Origin of the sequence: Actinomadura macra NBRC 14102 (genome assembly GCF_001552215.1) — a bacterium.
Classification (GTDB): Bacteria; Actinomycetota; Actinomycetes; order Streptosporangiales; family Streptosporangiaceae; genus Spirillospora; species Spirillospora macra.
Genome location: NZ_BCQT01000004.1, coordinates 409,060 through 427,393 on the forward strand (window position 1 = coordinate 409,060; position 18,334 = coordinate 427,393).

An 18,334-nucleotide genomic window follows, 5' to 3' on the forward strand; every position below is an offset into this window, starting at 1 on the left:
GCCCGAGGTCCGCACGGATGAACCGGCAACCGGCTCTGTCGACCTTCTCGCACACCTCCGCCCGGGGAGAGCGGCAGGTCACGTGCGGGCCGCCGACCACGCCGCCGAGTTCGCCTGATCGGCGGCTCCGAGTTCGTAGCGTACGCCGCGGCGTGCTACTCCGCCCCGTCCGAGCCATCACCGCCCGCGTCGGCGCCTCTGCCGTCCGCCGCATCGGGGTCGGTCAGCGTGAGTTCCTCGATCAGGGAGCGGACCGTCGTCAGCGCCTCCCCGCTCTCCCGTGAGGTGGCACGGAAGATTTCCGCGGACCCGGGGCGGCCGCGTTCCCCGGCAGCGGCGGCCATGCGTTCGGTCATCCGCAGGCGCTCCTCCAACCGTAGCGCCGCGACCCACAGCGCCCGCTCCACCGCGTCGTCCTGGCCGCCGGGGAGGCTGGCCGCCGACCAGGCATGTCCCAGCCGGCACGCGTACCGGACGGGACGGGTGTCCAAGCGCACGTTCAGGGGGCCGCCACCCCCCTCTGCCGGAGGGCTGGACACCGGAGATCAGGTGGGCTTTCACTGGAGTCATGGAGGAGCTGCCGCTTCCTGATCCTGACCTGGTGCGAGCCGCCCGCCGGCATCTCACGTCCCGCTACGCCTCCCGTGTGGAGGCCGTCTTGTGGGAGATGCACAAGCATCCGATGCATGATCTGGACGCCGTCAGCCGGGTGCTGCGATCCCACCAGGAGCCGTCCGATATCTGGTCCGAATCCGACGATGACGGCGCATCGGACGGCGTCCTTGCGGAGGGGCGGACACCACCAGGGTCGGCGACGGCGATGGACGTCGGTGCGGCGTTCATGGTCCTGCTGGCCGCCCGGCAGGACGTCGACCAGCTGGAGGCGGCGCTGTTCGAGCAGGGGCTGGGCCTGGGCCTCGGGTACGAGCAGATCGCCGCGGTGCTGGACCTGCCGGACGCCGAGGCCGCACGCATCCGCCGCGAGGCACTGGCCGACCGTGTCCGGGCGTCCGAGACCGACCACGTGAACCCGCTGGACGAGCGAAGCGCCCAGCGCGGGGCACGTGACCAGGCAGCCCGGCAGCGAGCCGGCGAGGCGGCGCGGCGGGCCGGCGTGATCGGTCGCCGGCGGCGACTGCTGAGGCCGCAGGTGCCGGAGCTGATGCCCGATTGCGACGGGCCGGCGTGGGATGGGGAGCTGTTCTGGCAGGACCCCGAGGAGGAGTCGACGGAGTCCGCCGGCCTGTCCATGGCCTCGCTGGGCATCACCGGGGACGAGGATGCGGCCGTTCTGGCCGCGCTACGTGCGGTGCAGGCCGAGCGTTTCAACGCCGCGGCGCGCGAGGCGGTGTCGCGCGCGCATCGGGAGGCCGCCGAACGCCATGAGGCGGCGGCGCGCGCGCATCAGGGTGATGTCACCGAGCATCGCCGGCTGGCCGACCATCACCGGCGCGCGACGCGGGACGACTGCGATGACGTCCCGACCGAGTGAGCGTGCTCGCCGCCCGGCGGGCGGGGCTCACCCGGGGTCCGCCGCGGGTCCGTGGTCGAAGGTGGAAACCGGTCCGGGCAGCCCGCTGGGCACGGCCGGGATCTTCTCCTCGACGCGTTCCAGGTCGAGCCTGTCGGCCACCGCGTTGCGGAGCTTCGGCAACCGCGCGTACAGGACGTCGCCGGGGCAGGAGGTCTTGTTGTAGTCGCGGTGCCCGACGATCGCCGAGTGCGGGTTGAGGTCGTAGGCGGTGCACAGCCACGTGCAGGTCGCGACGAGGGTGTTCCACAGAGCGCTGGTGGGCCCCTCGGTCATGTAGGTGCCCTCGTTCTCGATGCCGATCGTGTGGTCGTTGTGGCCGAGGGTGTGCGCTCCGACGACGTGGGCGTCGGTGTTGATGGCCTTGAGGGTGCTGTTGTGCCCCTCCATGAGGTGACCGCCGCGGCTGATGGTGAGCTGCTGGCCGATGTCCTCCCATTTGTTGGTGTCCATGTGGAACTTCTGGATCGAGCGGGACAGGGCGGCGGCGTGCCCCCGCGAGGTGTCGGCGGAGTTCGCCGTGGCGGTGTGGTGGATGACGATGTGGTCGGGACCCCGGCTCAGCACGGTGGCCGCCCGCGCGGGCTTCCGTGCGTGCCACGCGGCGCGGGTGTACAGGCGGGGCGCGGTCTGTGCCGAGGGCATGGGCAGCGGGCCGGTCACCGGGCCGAGCAGCGCACCGCCCACGACCACGGTGGTGCCTCCCAGCAGGCGCCGGCGGGTGAGACCTAGATCCGCCGTCATCAGCGGCTCCCTCCAGTCGTCCGACACGAATCAGATGATCTTGCGGCGAGGCTACCCAGAATGGAAAGCGACTTTTGCGTATATTTCGGAACTCTCATTGATACGCGGCTCCACCGGGATTCGGCTCACCATAGTTTTTGATCTTCATGGCGGGCTTACCGCGACTCCGAGATGCGCGATATGACGCCTCGAATCCGTTCGAGCGCACGGAGAAGTTGAAAGTTAACGCAACATCTCATACTGGCTTCGGCGGGCTTGTGAGCGAGCACCCCCGCACCGGCGTCCTCCAGATCACCGTCCGGACGGATCCGGCGGACGGGCGGGATCGCCGCCCGTCCGCCGGGACGAACCAGGTGCGGTTCTAGCGCGTCATCGGCGCATGAGGTCGATGTAGAGGTTCCAGAAGGCGTCGCGGTTCACGTCGAACAGGATGCGGACCTTCTGCGTGCCCGCCGGGAAGTTGCCGGGGTCGCTGAACGACCGGCGGCGCGACTCGCCGTAGCCGATGGCGCGGCCGTAGTCGGGGCCGTAGGTGTCGTCGACGTCGATGAAGCGCTCCTCGACCTTGGTCGCGATGTCGGGGCGCAGGTAGATGCCGGCCGTCAGGGCGTCCCAGACGAACGAACTGGACTGGGGGTTGCGCTCGAACCGGGGACCGTGCAGGTCCTTGTACATCTTCTTGAGGGGTGTCTCGGGTCCCGCGACGATCCGGTCGTACTCCTTCTTGGTGTAGAACACCCTCTCGGCGATGTCGTTGGGGACGACGGTCTGCTTCTTGAAGGGCGTGCGGAGGGTCATCTTGATGGCCTCCGGGTCGAACCACCAGTTGAACTCGGCGGCCGGCGAGGTGTTGCCGGGGATGTCGATCGCCCCGCCCATGTAGATGACCTCCTTCACCAGGGGGACGATCTCGGGGTGGGTCTTGACGGCGAGCGCGACGTTGGTGGCGGGGCCCAGCACGAACAGCGTGACCTGACCGGGGTTCTTCTTGACCTGGTCGACGATGAAGTCGGCCGCGGCCTCGCGGCTGGGCCTGCTCTTGGGGTAGCCGCCGTAGGGCGCCGACCCGAGCTTGAGGTAGGACTCGGGCCGCTTGCGCGAGAACGCCCCCATGTACTCAACGTTTCCGAAGAGCTTCTCTTCGGCGGGCAGCGTCGCGGCACGCGCGGCGTTCAGCGGCTCCCCCGCGCCGACGACCACCGGGATGCGGCGTTCCCCGATGAGTTCGAGTTGGCGGAGCGCGTAGGCGGTGCCCTCCTCGGCCCAGGTGTTCCCGGCGACGATCGTCACGCCGAGGACACTGCGGGGGTCGGCGTTGCGCAGCATGAACATGGCGGCCGCGTCGTCGTTGAGCTGGCCCATGTCCGTATCGATGATCACTTTGCCCTGCGGTCCGTGGGCGGACGCCGGCGCCTGCACGGGCGCGGCCGGACGCTGGGCGGGGACGGCGGCCGGACGCTGGGAGGGGGCGGCGGCCGCGGTGGATGACATCGCGGTCAGCGCGGCGACCAGGACGGCCGACACGGTGAGCGCTGGGGTGGGGATCTTCATGGGGGGTGTTTCTCCTTTGTCTCCCGTCAGGTGATGCGTTCGGCCAACCTGCGCCGGTACGCATCGATGACGACGGCGATCATGATCACGCCCCCTGTGATCATGAGCCGTTGAAAGTCGGACACCCCCAGCAGGAGGAGTCCGTTGGTGAGCACGCCGAGCAGGCATGCCCCGAGGAACGTCCCGATCATCGAGCCGCGCCCGCCGCTGAGGCTGGCGCCGCCGATCACGACGGCGGCGATGGCGTTCAGCTCGTAGCCCTGGCCGAGGATCGGGCTGGCGATGTTGAGCCGCGCCATGTAGGTGAGCGCGGCGATGCCGACGGTGACGCCCGCGATCACGAACGCGAGCACCTTGATGACGCCGGTGCGGTGCCCCGACAGCCGCACCGCCTCCTCGTTGTCGCCGACGGCGTAGACGAGGCGTCCGAAGACCGTCCGGGTGAGGACGAACCAGCCGACGCCGGCGAGGATCAACGCCACCCAGAAGACCGCCGGGACCCACAGGACGGTGAGCGTCCCGAAGTCGTTGAACTGCTGGGGAAGGTCATAGATGGTCTTGGCGTCGGTGAACTCCTGCGCGGCGCCGCGCGCCACGTAGAGCATGCCGAGCGTGATGATGAAGGACGGCACCTTCCAGCGTTCGGAGACCGCGCCGTTCACCAGCCCGCATCCCGCGCCGATGACGACGCTCGCCAGCAGGGCCAGCAGGATCGCCGCCGGCACCGGCAGCCCGCCGTCGGTCATCACGGTTCCGGCGACCACCGCGCACAGTGCCAGCACGGAGCCGACCGACAGGTCGATCCCGCCGACCAGGATCACGAACGTCATCCCCACCGCGAGGATCGCGTTGAGCGTGATCTGGGTCATGATGTTGCGCAGGTTCTGCGTGGTGGCGAAGTCACCGGCGGTGAACGCGAAGATGAGCGTCAGCAGGACCAGGGCGATGCCGATGCCGGCCTCGCCCATGATCTGCTGGGCGAAGCGCGGGGTCCGCGCGGTGGGCTTCGGCTTCACCGCCGGGGCGGCGGCGTTCGTCATGGCCGCTCAGCCTCCTTTCCTTGGAGAAATCCGGAGTAGGCCAGGGTGAGGATGTGCTCGGCGTCGAACTCCGTCCGGGGCACGTCGGCGACCACCCGGCCGCGGGAGAAGACGAGGATCCGGTCGCAGACGCCCATCAGCTCGGGCAGGTCCGAGGAGACGACCAGCAACGCCTTCCCCTCGTCCGCCAGGTCCATGAGCAGGCGGTGGATCTCGTAGCGGGCGCCCACGTCGATGCCGCGGGTGGGCTCGTCGATGATCAGCACGTCGGTGCCGGCCTGGAGCCAGCGGGCAAGGACGACCTTCTGCTGGTTGCCGCCCGACAGGGTGCGGACCACCTGCCGGACGCCCGCGGACCTGATGCGCAGCCGCTCCGCCATCGTCTCGGCCGCCCGAGTCTCGGCCCCGGACCGCAGCAGGCCGGCCCGGGAGACCTTGCCCAGGCTGGCGAGGCTGACGTTGGCGGTGATCGGCAGGCTGAGCGCGAGCCCCTGGGCCTTGCGGTCCTCGGTGAGCAGCCCGATCCCCCGGGCGACGGCGTGCCGGGGATGGCGGATGCGCACCGGGCGGCCCCGTACCTCGATCCGGCCGCCGTCGGACCGGTCGGCCGCGAACAGCGCCCGCATGGTCTCGCTGCGCCCGGCGCCGACGAGCCCCGCCACGCCGACGATCTCGCCGGAGCGGACCCCGAAGGACACGCCTTCCGAGGCGCCGGCCGGGGTGCCCGCCGGGCCGCCGGCCGGGGTGCCGCGCACCCGCAGCCCTTCGACCCGCAGCAGTTCCTCGCCGGGCTCGGACGGCTCCCGGGTCGGGAACTCCTGGGCCAGGTCGCGGCCGACCATCAACCGGACCAGCTCCGCCGGCTCGACCTCGCGCAGCGGCCTGGTCGTCACATGCCTGCCGTTGCGCAGCACGGTCACCCGGTCGCCGATCTCGTACAGTTCCTCCAGGTGGTGGGAGATGTAGACGACCGCGACGCCGCGTCCGGTGAGCCGCCGCAGGATCTCAAAGAGCCGCCCGCTCTCCCTACTGGTCAGCGTGGCCGTCGGCTCGTCCAGGATGAGCAGCCGCGCCTCCTGGGACAGCGCCTTGGCGATCTCGACGAGCTGCACCTGCGCGATGCCCAGCCGTTCCATCCGGGTGTGCGGCGGAACGTCCAGGCCCACCTCGTCCAGCAGGGCGCGGCACCTGCGGTCCAGGACGCGCCGGTCCACCACGCCGAACCGGCGCGGAAGCCGCTGGAGGAAGAGGTTCTCCCCCACGGTCAGCCCGGGGATCGGCGTCAGCTCCTGGTGGACGACCTGGATCCCGGCGCGCAGCGCGGCGGCGGCGTTCGCCGGGGCGTGCGCTGCCCCGGCGAACGTCATCGTCCCCGAGTCGGGCCGTTCGACCCCGGTCATACACCTGACCAGCGTCGACTTCCCGGCACCGTTCTCCCCGACCAGGACGTGGACCTCCCCGGGCCGGACGTCGAGGTCGGCGCCGTCCAGCGCGGTGACGCCCGGGTAGCGCTTGACCAGCCCCGAGGCCGTCAGCAGCGCGTCCATGCGTGCTTTCCTTCCGTGCGGTGCGGTGCGAGGGGTAGGGGTGGTGTGGCGGGCGGACGGGTCAGCTCTGCCCGGCCGCGGTGATCAGCTTGATCTGGGTCTTCTGCCAGCCGGTGATGGTCTCGCCCTTGATCATCCGCATGGCGTAGTCGATGCCGACGGCGGCCTGCGCCGAGCCGAACTGGTCGACGGTGGCGACGACGCTGCCATCCTTCAGGCCCGGCTGGATCGCGGGGATGTTGTCGAACGAGGCGACCTTGATCGCGTTGGTCTTGTGGGCGTCCTGGATCGCCTTGAGCACCCCGAGCGCCATCGAGTCGTTGGCCGCCAGCACTCCCTGCACGTCCGGGTGCGCGGTGAGCATGTTGCCCATGACGGTGTGCGCCTCGTCGGTCTCCCAGTGGGCGGTCTTGGAGTCCAGCAGCTTGAGGCCGCCTTGGGAGACCGCGTCCTTGAAGCCCTGCGCGCGCTGCTCGGCGTTGGCGGCGCCCGGGTTGCCCTCCAGCATCACGACCTTGCCGCCCTTGCCGAGCTTCTTGGCCAGTTCGGCGCCCGCCAGCCGGGCGCCCTCGCGGTTGTCGGGGCCGACGAAGGGCACCTGCACGCCCGCGCCCTTCAGGGCGGCGTCGTCGAGCTTGACGTCGATGTTGACGACCTTCACGCCGGCCGACATGGCCCGCTTGAGCGGTGCGATGAGCGCGCGGGAGTCGGCCGGGGCGATCACGATCGCGGACACGCGCTGCGTCACGCACTTCTCCACGGCCGCGACCTGGCCGTCGATGTCGGTCTCGTTCTGCGTGCCGACCGCCTCCAGGGTCAGGTCGGCGCGCTTGTTCGCGTGCGCGACCGCGCCGTCGCGCATGCCCTGGAAGAAGTCGTTGGCCAGCGACTTCATCACCAGGCACACCTTGGGCTTGCCGGACTTGGGCGGCCCGCCCGCCGAGCCGCCGCCCTCCTGCCCGCAGGCCGCGGAGGTCGCGGCGAGGCCGAGGGCGGTCAGGCCGATGAGGAATGCTCGTCCTGCCATCGGGTTCTCTCCTTACCGTGGGGTGGGCGCGAACGGGACGCCTGCACGCAGGACGACGTTCGCGTAGGGGGTTGCCTCGCCGGTGCGGACGACCGCGCGGGCGTCCGCGACCATGCGTTTCAGCCGCTCGTGCGACACCCGGGTCACGGGGATCGCCGTCAGCGCGTCGTCCAGCCCGGAGAGCAGGCCCGGGTCGGCGGCCTCGTCGGCGAGCACGGCCGCCTCGACCACGAACTCCGCCAGGACCGCCCGCAGGACGGGCAGGAAGCGCGGTTCGCCGCGCCGCCACACCAGATCGACCGTCTCCACGCCGCGCGGCACCGGCAGCCCGGGGTCGGCCACCACGACGAGGTCGGTGTGTCCCGCCGCCGCCAGGATCTCCAGCAGGCGCGGGTGCCACAGTCCATCGGGACGCATGCTCATCGCCTCCCGGCAGGCTCGCCGGCGAGCAGCGCGTCCACATCGGCGCCGTGGGGAAGGGAGCCCTGGGCCCCGCGGCGGGTCACGGCCAGGGCGCCGGCGGCGCACGCCCGCCGCGCGGCCCGGCGCAGCGGCAGCCCCTCGGCGACCGCGATGGTCAGCGCGGCGCAGAACGCGTCACCGGCTCCGACCGCGTCGACCGCGGGCACGGGGAAGGCCGCGACACGGAACGTTCCACTGGCATCGGCGCCCACGGCACCGTCCGCACCGAGCGTCACCACCACCCGGTCCGGACCCAGCCGCCGCAGCGCCGCGGCGACGGCCTCGCCGTGCTGCTCGTCGTCCGGTCCGTCGCCCCCGCCGGACGCCGGGGAGCGGCGCAACGCCTGGTAGAGCGTCGCCGCCTCGCCCTCGTTGACGATCAGCAGGTCCACCAGCCGCAGCAGCCGCGCCATCGGCGCGTCCACCGCTCGCGGCGAGGGGGCCGCGTTCAGCACGACGAGCGTCCCCCGCCGCTTCGCCTCGGCGGCCGCGGCCTCGCAGGCGTCCACCGGGATCTCCAGTTGCAGCAGCAGCGCCGCCGCCCCGTCTTCGGCCGCCGCCGCCCGCGCGGTGCCCGGGCCGAGCGCCGCGTTCGCGCCCGGTGCGACGGCGATGGCGTTCTCGCCGTCCGACCGCACCATGATCATGGCCAGTCCGGTCGCCGCGCCCGCGACGACCTCCACCCCGGCCACATCGACCCCTTCGCCGGCGATCGCCTCGCGCAGCTGGGCGCCGAAGACGTCATCGCCCACCAGGCCGACCATGCGGACCTCGGCGCCGAGACGGCGCGCGGCGACGGCCTGGTTCGCGCCCTTCCCGCCGGGGGTCCGCGCCGCGTCGCCGCCGAGCACGGTCTCGCCGCACTCGGGCAGGCGGGGCACCGTGACCGTTAGATCCATGTTGGCGCTGCCCACGACCAGCAGCCGCACCGGTTCACTCATGGGTCGGCCCCCCTCGCCCCTCGTCCAGCGCCGGCTCGTCCTGCACGCGCTCGTCCTGTACGGGGTCGATCCCGTGCTCGCCGCCTGCCGGGTCGGCGCATCCGCACGAGCCGCGCGCCACCAGCTCCGTCTCCAGCACGATCCGCTCGGGCACAGCGTCCGCGGACGTCTGGGACAGGGCGTCCGCGGACCTCTCGCTCCCGGGAGCGCGCCTGGCCAGGAGCATCTCGACGACCGTCCGGCCGAGCGCCTCGAACGGCTGGCGCATCGTGCTCAGGGACGGGATCGTGTAGGCCGACGCGGCGATGCCGTCGAAGGCGAACACCGCCAGGTCGTCCGGGACGGCGATGCCGAGCTCGGCCGCCGCCCGGAGCACCCCGATCGCCTGCTCGTCGCTCGTCACGAACAGCGCGTCGACGTCGCGGTGCGCCGCCAGCAGCCGCCAGCCGGCCCGGTACGCCGCGGCACGCCCGAAGGGGGCGTGCTCGACCGGCATCGCCGCGGGGTCCAATCCGCCCTCGGCCAGGGCCCGCCGCCAGCCGTTCACCCGGTCCACCGTGGGATGGAAGCCGTCCGGACCCGCCACGCACCCGATCCGGGTCCGGCCGTGTCCGATCAGATGTCGCACCGCCGCCGCGGCACCGCCCTCGTTGTCGACCAGGACCTGGACGGCGTTGGTGCCCTCGATCTCGCGGTCCACCACCAGGCAGGGGATGCGGGCGTGTGCCAGCTCGGCGCGCCAGGCCCCCGGGCCGTGCGAGGGGATGAGGATCAGGCCGTCCACCTGCCGGTCCACCAGCGTGCGGACCTGGGCGACCTCGCGCTCCTCGTCGTCCCTGGCGTTGGCGAGCAGCAGGGTGTGGCCGTGCTCGAACGCCACGTCCTCGATCTCCCGCGCCAGCTCGGCGAAGAAGGGGTTGGCGTTGTCGGGCACGACCAGCCCGATGGTCGTCGTCCGGTTGCTCCGCAGCGATCGCGCCACCGCGTTCGGGCGGTAGCCGAGCTCAGTGATCGCCGCGAGCACCCGCTCACGGGTCGAGGGCGCGACATTGCGGGGGCCGTCGTTGAGGACGTAACTCACCACGGCTTCTGACGTGCCGGCACGACGTGCGACATCACGGCGGGTGACCATGAGCTCCCTTGTTCAACTCGTGTTGGCAACTCGTGTTGATGGATCTTGCGCCTGCTCAGGGGGCGGCTGTCAATACACGCTCGCAGATGACCTGAAACGGACACGCGGAGGCCGTGCGGTGGCGGAGAGTGCCGGGTCAGTGCCTCGTCATGAGGTGGATGCGGCCGTCCCTGTGGGCTCCGAAGCGCGGAACACCTTCTGGACCGCCGCCATCCGAAGCTCTTCGAGGACGCTGATCTGCGCCTGCGCGCGTCCCTCCAGCACCCGGAGCTCGGCGGCGTCCAGGTCCGGGAACTCGTCCACGATGGTCAGCAGGGTGCGCCAGCCCGCGGCCTTGCCCTCGACCGCGAGGCGCAGGCCCTCCAACTCCAGCAGGTCGCTCAGCGGGGAACGGCTCCGCAGGCGGCCGTTGAACTTCAGCCGCCCGGCCTTCTCCGCCGCCCACACCGCCATGCTCTTGTACCGGCGGACCGGTATCCCAAGCGACATGATGATCGACAGCAGGGCCCCGCGGTCGGCGGCGATGTCGTCCGCCAGCCGCCGCAGCCGTTCGCCCTCGCCGGTGCCGCCGTGCGCTCCCGCCGCCCGCCGGGCGAGTTCCACCCCGCCCGCCGCCCCGGCCAGATGGTCGTTGAGGTAGATCCCGAGGAACGCCCGAGTCGCCGCTGCTTCCATTCGCGTCCCGTACCCCCCGTCCCCCACCTGAAGCACCTGGACACGCGTACGATCGCCGGCGGGTGGAGCTGATCTTCGATGCCGAGACCCCGGGGGGCCTGGCGTGTACGAGGGATTCGAGAGTTTCGACATCAGGACGGCGGAGACGACCGTCCACGGTGTCCGGGGCGGGTCGGGGCCGCCGGTCCTGCTGCTGCACGGCATCCCCGAGACCCATCTGATGTGGCACAAGGTGGCGCCGCAGCTGGCCGAGCATCTAACGGTCGTCGCCACTGACCTGCGCGGATTCGGTGGCAGCGGCACCCCGCCGAGCACGCCCGACCACGCCCCGTACAGCATGCGGCGGATCGCCGGCGACCAGGTCGAGGTCATGGAGGCGCTGGGCTACGACCGGTTCGGCGTCGTCGGGCACGACCGGGGGGCGCGCTGCGCCTACCGGATGGCCCTGGACCACCCGTCCACCGTGACGCGGCTGGCGGTGCTCGACATCGTCCCGACGGGAGACGCCTGGGGCCGCGCCGACAAGGAGTTCAGCCTGGGATTCTGGGTCTGGTCGTTCCTCGCCGCGCCCGAGCCGATCCCCGAACGGCTGATCGCCCATGAGCCGGCGCTGATCGTCGACCACATGCTCGACTCGTGGTCGGACGTCCCGGACGCCTTCCCCGAGCCGGTACGTGCCGCGTACATCGAGACGTTCCGCAACCCGGCGCGTGTCCACGCCATCTGCGAGGAGTACCGTGCCGCCGCGACGCTCGACCACGAGCACGACGAGAGCGACCGCGGCCAGCGGCGGGTGAGCTGCCCGGCACTCGCTCTGTGGAGCCGGACGGGCGCCGTCGCCGCCTGGTACGACCCCCTGGAGACGTGGAAGGCCTGGTGCGACGACGTCCGGGGCGCCTCGATCCCGGCGGGTCACTTCTTTCCCGAAGAGGCGCCCGACGTCACCGCGCGCCATTTCCTCGATTTCCTTATCTGAAGCGAAGGGTTCATCCGGCATCATGGGACGGTCATCCGCCCTCGATGCCGTGGGAGCAGTCCTCATGCCAGACGACGCGCGGTCACAACTCGACACGAGCGTGCCGCATTCGGCCCGGATCTGGGACTACTGGCTGGGAGGCAAGGAGAACTTTCCCGTCGACCGCGAGGCCGGCGACGCCGTTCTGCAGATCGTCCCGGGGATCGCCACCTCCGCCAGGAACGATCGGGCCTTCTTGGGACGCGCGGTGCGGTTCCTGGCCGAGGAGGGCATCGACCAGTTCCTGGACCTCGGGACCGGGCTGCCCACCGTGGACAACACCCACGAGGTCGCCCAGCGGGTGGCCCCCGGATCGCGGATCGTCTACGTCGACAACGACCCGCTGGTGCTGCTGCACGCGCGAGCGCTGCTGCAGAGCAGCCCCGAGGGCACGTGCGACTACATCCAGGCGGACATCCGCGACACCGGCACGATCCTGGCGGAGGCCTCCCGCACGCTGGACTTCGACCGTCCGGTGGGGCTGATGCTGCTGGGGGTCCTGAACCACATCCTGGACGACGACGAGGCACGCCAGGTCGTCGAGGGAGTCCTGAGCGCGCTGGCCCCGGGCAGTTTCCTGGTCATCTCCCACACCTGCGACGCCACCACCGAGAACCTGGACGGCGAGGCCATGCGCCGGGCCGTCCGGGAGGTGATGGAACGGGGCGGCACGCCCATCTGCGCCCGTTCCCCCGAGCGGATCGAGGCGCTCTTCGCCGGAACCCGGCTGCTGGACCCCGGCGTGGTGTCCTGCTCGCGGTGGCGTCCCGAGCCCTCACCCTGGCCGCCGGAGGAGGTCCCCCACTTCTGCGGGGTCGCCGCCGCCCCGTAGCCCCGCGCGGAACTCCGATCGGCGTCCCCGAGGACTCGGCCACAGCCGGACCCCCGCGGATAGGATCTCGCCTGAATCGGACATTGGAGGCGAAGTGCCCGAGTGGATGGCCCTACAGCCCAGTGACTGGGAGACCGTGGGGCCGTACCGCCTTGAGGGCCGGCTCGGCGCCGGCGGGCAGGGCACGGTGTACGTCGGCAGCGCCGTCCCCGAGAGCCGGGTGGCGATCAAGCTGCTGCACCCGCACCTGGTCGTGGACGAGCGGGCACGGGCCCGTTTCCTCAGCGAGGTCGACATCGCCAAGCGGGTGGCCCCGTTCTGCACGGCTCAGGTGCTCGACAGCGGCATCATGAACGAGCAGCCCTACATCGTCAGCGAGTTCGTGGACGGGCCCTCGCTCCAGAGATCGGTCCAGGGCGTCGGCCCGCGCGGCGGGGCGGCGCTGGAACGGCTCGCGCTCAACACGGCCACGGCGTTGGCCGCGATCCATCAGGCGGGCGTGGTCCACCGGGACTTCAAGCCGGGCAACGTCCTGCTCGGCCCGGACGGCCCGGTGGTGATCGACTTCGGGCTGGCGCGGGCGCTGGACGCCAGTCAGTCGATCATCACGAGCCAGGCCGTGGGCAGCCCCGGCTACATGGCGCCCGAGCAGATCGCGGGCGACGAGGTCGGGCCGGCGGCCGACCTGTTCGCCTGGGGCGCGACGATGGTCTTCGCCGCCACCGGCAAGAGGGCCTTCTACGGCGAGTCGATCCCCGCGGTCATGCAGTCGATCCTGCACGCGGATCCGAACCTGGACGCGCTGGACGGCAGGCTCGGCGGCATCGTCCGCGCCTGCCTGGCCAAGGATCCTGCGCGGCGGCCCACCGCCGCCGAGGTCGGGGACAGGCTGCGGGTCCTGACGGGCCCGGCGTGGCGGATCGAAACTCCTGCGGTCGCGGGTAACGACGGGCGGGAAGGCTTAACGGAGCACGCGACCGAGCGGCCGTCAGAGCAGCCGTCAGAGCAGCCGGGACAGCCGGGGCGGCCGTCGGGGCAACCGACCGAGCACTCGATCGAGGATCAGACTGAGCATGGCGGGTGGCGGAGCCCGTTGGAGGACGACGGGTGGGAGAGCCCGACGGAGGTGGCCGGCAGGCGGCGCCGTCCCGTCCGCGCCGGTGCCGTCGCGGTCGTCCTGCTCGCGTTCCTGGGCCTCGGTTCCGCCGTCCTCTTCACCGACCGGGGCTCCGAGGTGTCATCCGATCTGGCCGGCCCGTCTCCCGGCCGCACGTCGGTGCCGACGGGACGGCCCGGGACACCGAGCGCGAAGGCCCGCTCGCCGGTCCGGAGTCCGGCGGTCCCCCCGACCGGGGCGGGGCGGGATCCACGCAAGCGCGAGGGCACGGATTCGTCGGCCTCCCCGAAGCCGACGATCCCGACCAGCAGTGAGAAGCCGCGCTCTTCGAGCCCGAGGGTCCTGGGCAAGGTGTCCTCGGATGATGTGCACCGCTACTGCCGCGCCAAGGGATATTCGGACAGCGGCGGCGGTGACGGCAATTACTGGTGCTACGGGCCAGGCGGCATGCAGGTCAGCCTGGCCAGCGTGTGCAGGTGGGCCTATCCCGGGCACCGCAACGTCATGGCGGACGGGCACACCTGCAAGACGTCCTGAACAACTGTCTGAGCTCGGATGATGAGAGTTTTGATATTGATTCTCCCGCAATATCAATATTGGACATGACGCACGGCGTTCTGCTGTGCTCCTCGCATGCACAGATCAACTCGAACCCGGATTCGCACCGTTCTCGGCACGGTCACGCTCGCCGCCTCGCTGGGGCTCGGGCTCTCCGGCTGCGGTACCGCACCGGCCCCGGTCGCGCCGCGCGGCGCCGGTTCCGCACTGGCCGCGCAGGATTCCGCCGTCCTGAGACTGAGCGAACTGGAGCGGTCGTACAAGGGACGCATCGGCGCATTCGCGCTCGACACCGGAAACGGCCGGGTCGTGTCGTACCGGGCGCACGAACGTTTCCCGTTCGCCTCCACGTTCAAGGCGATGACCGGCGCCGCGATTCTGCACAAGGCCCGCCGGTCCGACCCCGGCCTGCTCGACCGGCGCCTGCACTGGACGAAGAAGGACCTGCTCCCGAACTCGCCGATCACCGAGCAGCACGTCGAGGACGGGCTCACGGTCGCCGAACTCTGCCACGCGGCCATCACCCGGAGCGACAACACCGCCGCCAACGTGCTCCTCGGCCAGCTCGACGGCCCGGCAGGGCTGACCCGGTTCCTGCGCTCGATCAAGGACCCGGTGTCGAGGTTGGACCGGTACGAGACCGACCTCAATATCTGGAAGCCCGGCCAGAAGCGGGACACCACCACGCCCGCCGCCGTCGGCCGCGACCTTGCGGGTCTCGCCGTCGGCCGGACGCTGGCCCCGCCGGACCGGGCACGGCTCAACGGCTGGCTGCGCGCCAACCTCACCGGAGACGCCCGCATCCGCGCCGGCGTGCCCAAGGGCTGGATCGTCGGCGACAAGACCGGCACCGGGTCGACCTACGGCACCGCGAACGACATCGCGGTCGTGACACCGCCGCACCACGCCCCACTGATCATCGCCGTCTACACCAACCGCAAGGACCCGAAGGGCCAAGCGGACGAATCCGTGATCGCGCGGACCACGTCCATTCTGGTGGACGCACTCGGACTGACCCGCTGACGCTCTTCCCGCGGTCAGAGCTTGCAGGACAAAGAGGTCATGTCCGCCTCTTTGGGCTTGAACATGCTCTCGAAGTCCCCTGTGTTCGGATCGGCGCCCGTGTACGCCTTGGCTGCCAGAGGCAGCTGGGCCAGAAACACATTGCGCCACTTGTCTCTCAGGAAGACCCGGATCTTCTCGTTGAGCTTGAGGCAGTCGTCGTGGTGCCCGGCCAGAAATCCCACACCATAGTATTGGAGTTGACCGAACGTGCCGGGCAGCACCACGCGATAGCGATTGGGATTGGCCTGCATGAACCCATAGAGGATGAGGGTGTCGTTGAACACCGCGTCCGTGTTCCTCTTGTCCATCTCTGCTACGCATTCCGTGGTCTTCGGCCGCTGCGTGGCCATTCTCGCACCGGGGATCTTGACTTCTGATCCGGTGGTGCTCCCCACCGTGCAGACGCTCTTCTTCCGCACGGACTTGAGATCGACGATACGGTGATCGTCCGCGCGCACCAGCAACGCCTGATCGCTCACCACGTACGGCCCGGCGAAGTCGATCCCCGCTTCGTTTCGCTCCTTGGTGATCGAGAAGCTCGATATGACCAGGTTCGCGGACTTGCCTTTGAGGAAACCCGTCCGGTCCCGGGAGGTGAGGATCGTGGGGGCGTAGGGCAGGCCCAGGCTCTCGGCCAGAAACTTCGTGAGATCGATGTCGAAGCCGGCCAGGTTGGTCGTGCCCGAGGCGAACCCGGGGCCGTCGTTGGCCACCCCCACCGTCAGCCGGTCGCGCAGGATCGTGTCCGGCTGCTCGGCGGCCGACGAGCAGCCCGCCAGCAGGAGGACGAGTAAGCCAGAAAGGGTCCGCCGCATCTGCGCGTCACTCCTAGTTTGTGAGCACCGCTCGAGAGACATGGAGGTCGATCAAGCAGTTCTTGTCGCGTTCGTTGGTCACCGTGATCTCCAGGCGCACTCTCGCGAGCCCGGGCGCGAGCGGAATCTCGGCAGGCCGGCCGGGCATCACCTTGATCGGCGCACCGCGGTTGCCCTCGGCCTCCGTCCGCACCGTCAGCGCGGTCGTGGGGACGCAGATCCCGATCGCCGCGTTGTGATCGGTGATCTCGAACGTCAGCACGAGATGGCGGCGCTTCGCCGCAAGGGTGTCGAGTTCCAGGGTTGCTCCGCCGCCCGCCCGTATCCCCTCACCGCGGTCGAGTTTGACGGCGGCCATCACATTGATGCTCCGGTTCGCTCGATAAAAGGACCATCCGCCCCACCACACCGAGACGACGGCATCGGTGACCAGCACTCCGATGACCACGCCGATCTTGAGTTGGTCCGAGAAACCCGAGAATCCACGAGGCTCGTAGAGCGCGGCCCACAAAGCGGCCGCCGCGCTCACGACACCTGCCACGACGCCCGCGGAGGCCACGAATTGTGACGCTCCACTCGTCGTCACCGCCGCCAGCACGAATAAGGCGATCGTCCAACCTATGGCGATCACCATGCCAGGCATCAGCCAGCGAGGGCGGGTCTGCCCAACGACCATGGCGACCAGTCTGATCCAGCACACGGCCGACGTACAGGAGTTCGGCAGATCTTCCACTTTTGACGGGAAATGGCGTCGGATCGCCTGTAGGGAGAATAGTCCCGATTGGACAGACGAAAAACGCGCCACCAGAACACGCCGGACGATCAATAGCGGTGGCGGGTCACGCCAGGCGGTGTCCGGGTCGCCGGCGGACGACGGGATTCGCGGGCCCCTCACCTGGGCAGGTACGACGGAGCACGGCACCCGCCCGTCGCGGGGCCCGCGTGATCGAGGGGGTCACGCGGGCCTGACGGGCTCCCTCGTGGTGGACGCCCCTGAGGTCTCCGGGCCGGCGGCCTTGGTGTCCGCGTAGGCGACGGAGCCGATGCACGCGGCTAGGGCCAGGCAGAGGGGCGAGTACAGCCGCAGGTTCCAGGTCACGAACTCGTCGGTGGCGCCGGCATTGAACAGCGGGCCGCAAACGCCGCGGGCCAGCAGGACGGCGGTCAGGCCCCAGGTGGTCAGGCGGTGCGGCCAGACGGGCCCGATCCGGGGCACGAGCCGGGCGGACGCCAGGACGGGCAGCGCCGACGCCGCGAGCACCACACCGAGCGCGAACGTCAGGGTGCGCGGCGGCATGTCACCGGTCTGGCCGAGGACGTAGGTGGCGACCTCGTCCCGCGACCCGAACGGCCAGGGTGAGAACGCCCAGACCATGTGCTGGGCCCCGACCACCGCCAGTCCGGCGGCCGCGAGCCCGCCGGTCATCTTGCGCCACATGTGAACCTCCTCGTCACTGTCGGTTCCGACGCTACGCAGCGGCAAACCTCGGGACGATCCTGGAGGCATCACCTTCTCCAGCGGGAATCTGCCCCCGGATGGTGGTGCCACCACGATGCCGGAACCACGCGTACGGGGTCATATCATCGCCGGCATGGCACTGCGGGTCGTCTTCGCCGACGACGACTACCTGGTCCGGGAGGGGGTCGCGGCCCTGCTCGGGCGCTCCGGCGTGCGGGTCGAGGGGACTGCGGCGGACCTGCCGGGGCTGCTGGCCGCCGTGAACGAGCACCGTCCGGACGCCGTCCTCACCGACATCCGGATGCCACCGACGGGCACCGACGAGGGCATCCGCGCGGCGAAGGCCATCCGCCGCGACCATCCGGGCGTCGGCGTGGTGGTGCTGTCGCAGCACGCGGAGGCCGACTACGCCTACGACCTGCTGGGCGAGAGCGCGGAGGGCCTCGGCTACCTGCTCAAGGAGCGGGTGGGGCATGTGGACGAGCTCGTCCGCGCGCTGGAGGACACGGCGCGCGGCGGGTCTGCGCTCGACCCGAAGGTGGTGGGCGCGCTGATGGCGGAGCGGCGCCGGTCGGCCGGCTCGCCGCTCGGCCTGTTGTCGGCGCGGGAGCGGCAGGTCCTCGCGCTGATGGCGGAGGGCAAGAACAACGCGCGGATCGCCGCGGAGCTGACGGTGTCGTTGCGCGCCGTCGAGAAGCACATCAACGCGATCTTCTCCAAGCTCGGCATCGCCGCGGAGCCGGTGGTGCACCGGCGGGTCAAGGCCGTCCTGCTGTTCCTGGACGACGAGGGGCTGCTCGCACCCGGCTGAGGCCGGGACGGC

General features: G+C 70.8%; 19 protein-coding genes. 6 read left to right on the plus strand and 13 right to left on the minus strand.

Annotated elements, in window-relative coordinates:
* Nucleotides 1-155: 155 nt before the first annotated feature.
* The gene (locus tag AMA02S_RS06700; RefSeq protein ID WP_157430423.1) at nt 156-497 is read right to left on the minus strand and encodes a hypothetical protein; all 342 of its coding nucleotides are present in this window, start codon (nt 495-497) and stop codon (nt 156-158) included.
* A 71-nt stretch (nt 498-568) separates the two neighbouring features.
* On the opposite strand from AMA02S_RS06700, the gene AMA02S_RS06705 reads away from it, so the two are divergent.
* The gene (locus AMA02S_RS06705; RefSeq protein ID WP_067453193.1) at nt 569-1,492 is read left to right on the plus strand and encodes a hypothetical protein; all 924 of its coding nucleotides are present in this window, start codon (nt 569-571) and stop codon (nt 1,490-1,492) included.
* 27 nt (nt 1,493-1,519) lie between these two features.
* Here AMA02S_RS06705 and AMA02S_RS06710 read toward each other — a convergent pair whose 3' ends face one another.
* From AMA02S_RS06710 to AMA02S_RS06750, 9 genes are all read right to left on the minus strand, one after another.
* Complete coding sequence (locus tag AMA02S_RS06710; RefSeq protein ID WP_067453196.1) at nt 1,520-2,275, minus strand: peptidoglycan recognition protein family protein; 756 nt, start codon at nt 2,273-2,275, stop codon at nt 1,520-1,522.
* A gap of 369 nt (nt 2,276-2,644) precedes the next feature.
* Nucleotides 2,645-3,826: a nucleoside hydrolase gene (locus tag AMA02S_RS06715; RefSeq protein ID WP_084264742.1), complete on the minus strand. Its 1,182-nt coding sequence runs from the start codon at nt 3,824-3,826 to the stop codon at nt 2,645-2,647.
* Between the two features lie 26 nt (nt 3,827-3,852).
* Complete coding sequence (locus tag AMA02S_RS06720; protein WP_084264743.1) at nt 3,853-4,866, minus strand: ABC transporter permease; 1,014 nt, start codon at nt 4,864-4,866, stop codon at nt 3,853-3,855.
* A complete protein-coding gene (locus AMA02S_RS06725; RefSeq protein WP_067453199.1) occupies nt 4,863-6,413 on the minus strand; it encodes a sugar ABC transporter ATP-binding protein in 1,551 nt (516 codons plus the stop codon). Before AMA02S_RS06725 ends, AMA02S_RS06720 begins: the two co-directional genes overlap by 4 nt.
* Before the next feature lie 61 nt (nt 6,414-6,474).
* Complete coding sequence (locus tag AMA02S_RS06730; RefSeq protein ID WP_067453203.1) at nt 6,475-7,440, minus strand: sugar ABC transporter substrate-binding protein; 966 nt, start codon at nt 7,438-7,440, stop codon at nt 6,475-6,477.
* 12 nt (nt 7,441-7,452) lie between these two features.
* Complete coding sequence (gene rbsD, locus AMA02S_RS06735; RefSeq protein WP_067453206.1) at nt 7,453-7,857, minus strand: D-ribose pyranase; 405 nt, start codon at nt 7,855-7,857, stop codon at nt 7,453-7,455.
* Nucleotides 7,858-7,859: 2 nt separating this feature from the next.
* Nucleotides 7,860-8,843 (minus strand): ribokinase, encoded by a 984-nt coding sequence (locus AMA02S_RS06740; RefSeq protein WP_067453209.1) that lies wholly within the window; start codon nt 8,841-8,843, stop codon nt 7,860-7,862.
* The gene (locus AMA02S_RS06745) at nt 8,836-9,975 is read right to left on the minus strand and encodes a LacI family DNA-binding transcriptional regulator (RefSeq protein WP_067453212.1); all 1,140 of its coding nucleotides are present in this window, start codon (nt 9,973-9,975) and stop codon (nt 8,836-8,838) included. Before AMA02S_RS06745 ends, AMA02S_RS06740 begins: the two co-directional genes overlap by 8 nt.
* Nucleotides 9,976-10,122: 147 nt before the next feature.
* Nucleotides 10,123-10,650 (minus strand): hypothetical protein, encoded by a 528-nt coding sequence (locus tag AMA02S_RS06750; RefSeq protein WP_067453215.1) that lies wholly within the window; start codon nt 10,648-10,650, stop codon nt 10,123-10,125.
* Between the two features lie 103 nt (nt 10,651-10,753).
* On the opposite strand from AMA02S_RS06750, the gene AMA02S_RS06755 reads away from it, so the two are divergent.
* The 4 genes from AMA02S_RS06755 to bla all read left to right on the plus strand — a co-directional run bounded on the left by AMA02S_RS06755 (nt 10,754) and on the right by bla (nt 15,195).
* Complete coding sequence (locus AMA02S_RS06755; RefSeq protein WP_067453218.1) at nt 10,754-11,626, plus strand: alpha/beta fold hydrolase; 873 nt, start codon at nt 10,754-10,756, stop codon at nt 11,624-11,626.
* A gap of 64 nt (nt 11,627-11,690) precedes the next feature.
* The gene (locus tag AMA02S_RS06760; protein ID WP_067453221.1) at nt 11,691-12,497 is read left to right on the plus strand and encodes an SAM-dependent methyltransferase; all 807 of its coding nucleotides are present in this window, start codon (nt 11,691-11,693) and stop codon (nt 12,495-12,497) included.
* 94 nt (nt 12,498-12,591) lie between these two features.
* Nucleotides 12,592-14,151, plus strand: coding sequence for a serine/threonine protein kinase (locus AMA02S_RS06765; protein ID WP_067453224.1), 1,560 nt, complete (start codon nt 12,592-12,594; stop codon nt 14,149-14,151).
* Between the two features lie 96 nt (nt 14,152-14,247).
* A complete protein-coding gene (gene bla / locus AMA02S_RS06770; protein ID WP_067453227.1) occupies nt 14,248-15,195 on the plus strand; it encodes a class A beta-lactamase in 948 nt (315 codons plus the stop codon).
* A 14-nt stretch (nt 15,196-15,209) separates the two neighbouring features.
* Here bla and AMA02S_RS06775 read toward each other — a convergent pair whose 3' ends face one another.
* The 3 genes from AMA02S_RS06775 to AMA02S_RS06785 all read right to left on the minus strand — a co-directional run bounded on the left by AMA02S_RS06775 (nt 15,210) and on the right by AMA02S_RS06785 (nt 17,490).
* Nucleotides 15,210-16,052, minus strand: a complete 843-nt coding sequence (locus AMA02S_RS06775) for a transporter substrate-binding domain-containing protein (RefSeq protein WP_067453230.1) — start codon at nt 16,050-16,052, stop codon at nt 15,210-15,212.
* 13 nt (nt 16,053-16,065) lie between these two features.
* The gene (locus AMA02S_RS06780) at nt 16,066-16,728 is read right to left on the minus strand and encodes a hypothetical protein (protein ID WP_157430424.1); all 663 of its coding nucleotides are present in this window, start codon (nt 16,726-16,728) and stop codon (nt 16,066-16,068) included.
* A gap of 279 nt (nt 16,729-17,007) precedes the next feature.
* A complete protein-coding gene (locus tag AMA02S_RS06785) occupies nt 17,008-17,490 on the minus strand; it encodes a DUF3995 domain-containing protein (protein ID WP_067453236.1) in 483 nt (160 codons plus the stop codon).
* A gap of 154 nt (nt 17,491-17,644) precedes the next feature.
* Between AMA02S_RS06785 and AMA02S_RS06790 the strand changes: the two genes are divergently transcribed.
* The gene (locus AMA02S_RS06790) at nt 17,645-18,322 is read left to right on the plus strand and encodes a response regulator transcription factor (RefSeq protein WP_067453237.1); all 678 of its coding nucleotides are present in this window, start codon (nt 17,645-17,647) and stop codon (nt 18,320-18,322) included.
* Nucleotides 18,323-18,334 lie beyond the last annotated feature (12 nt).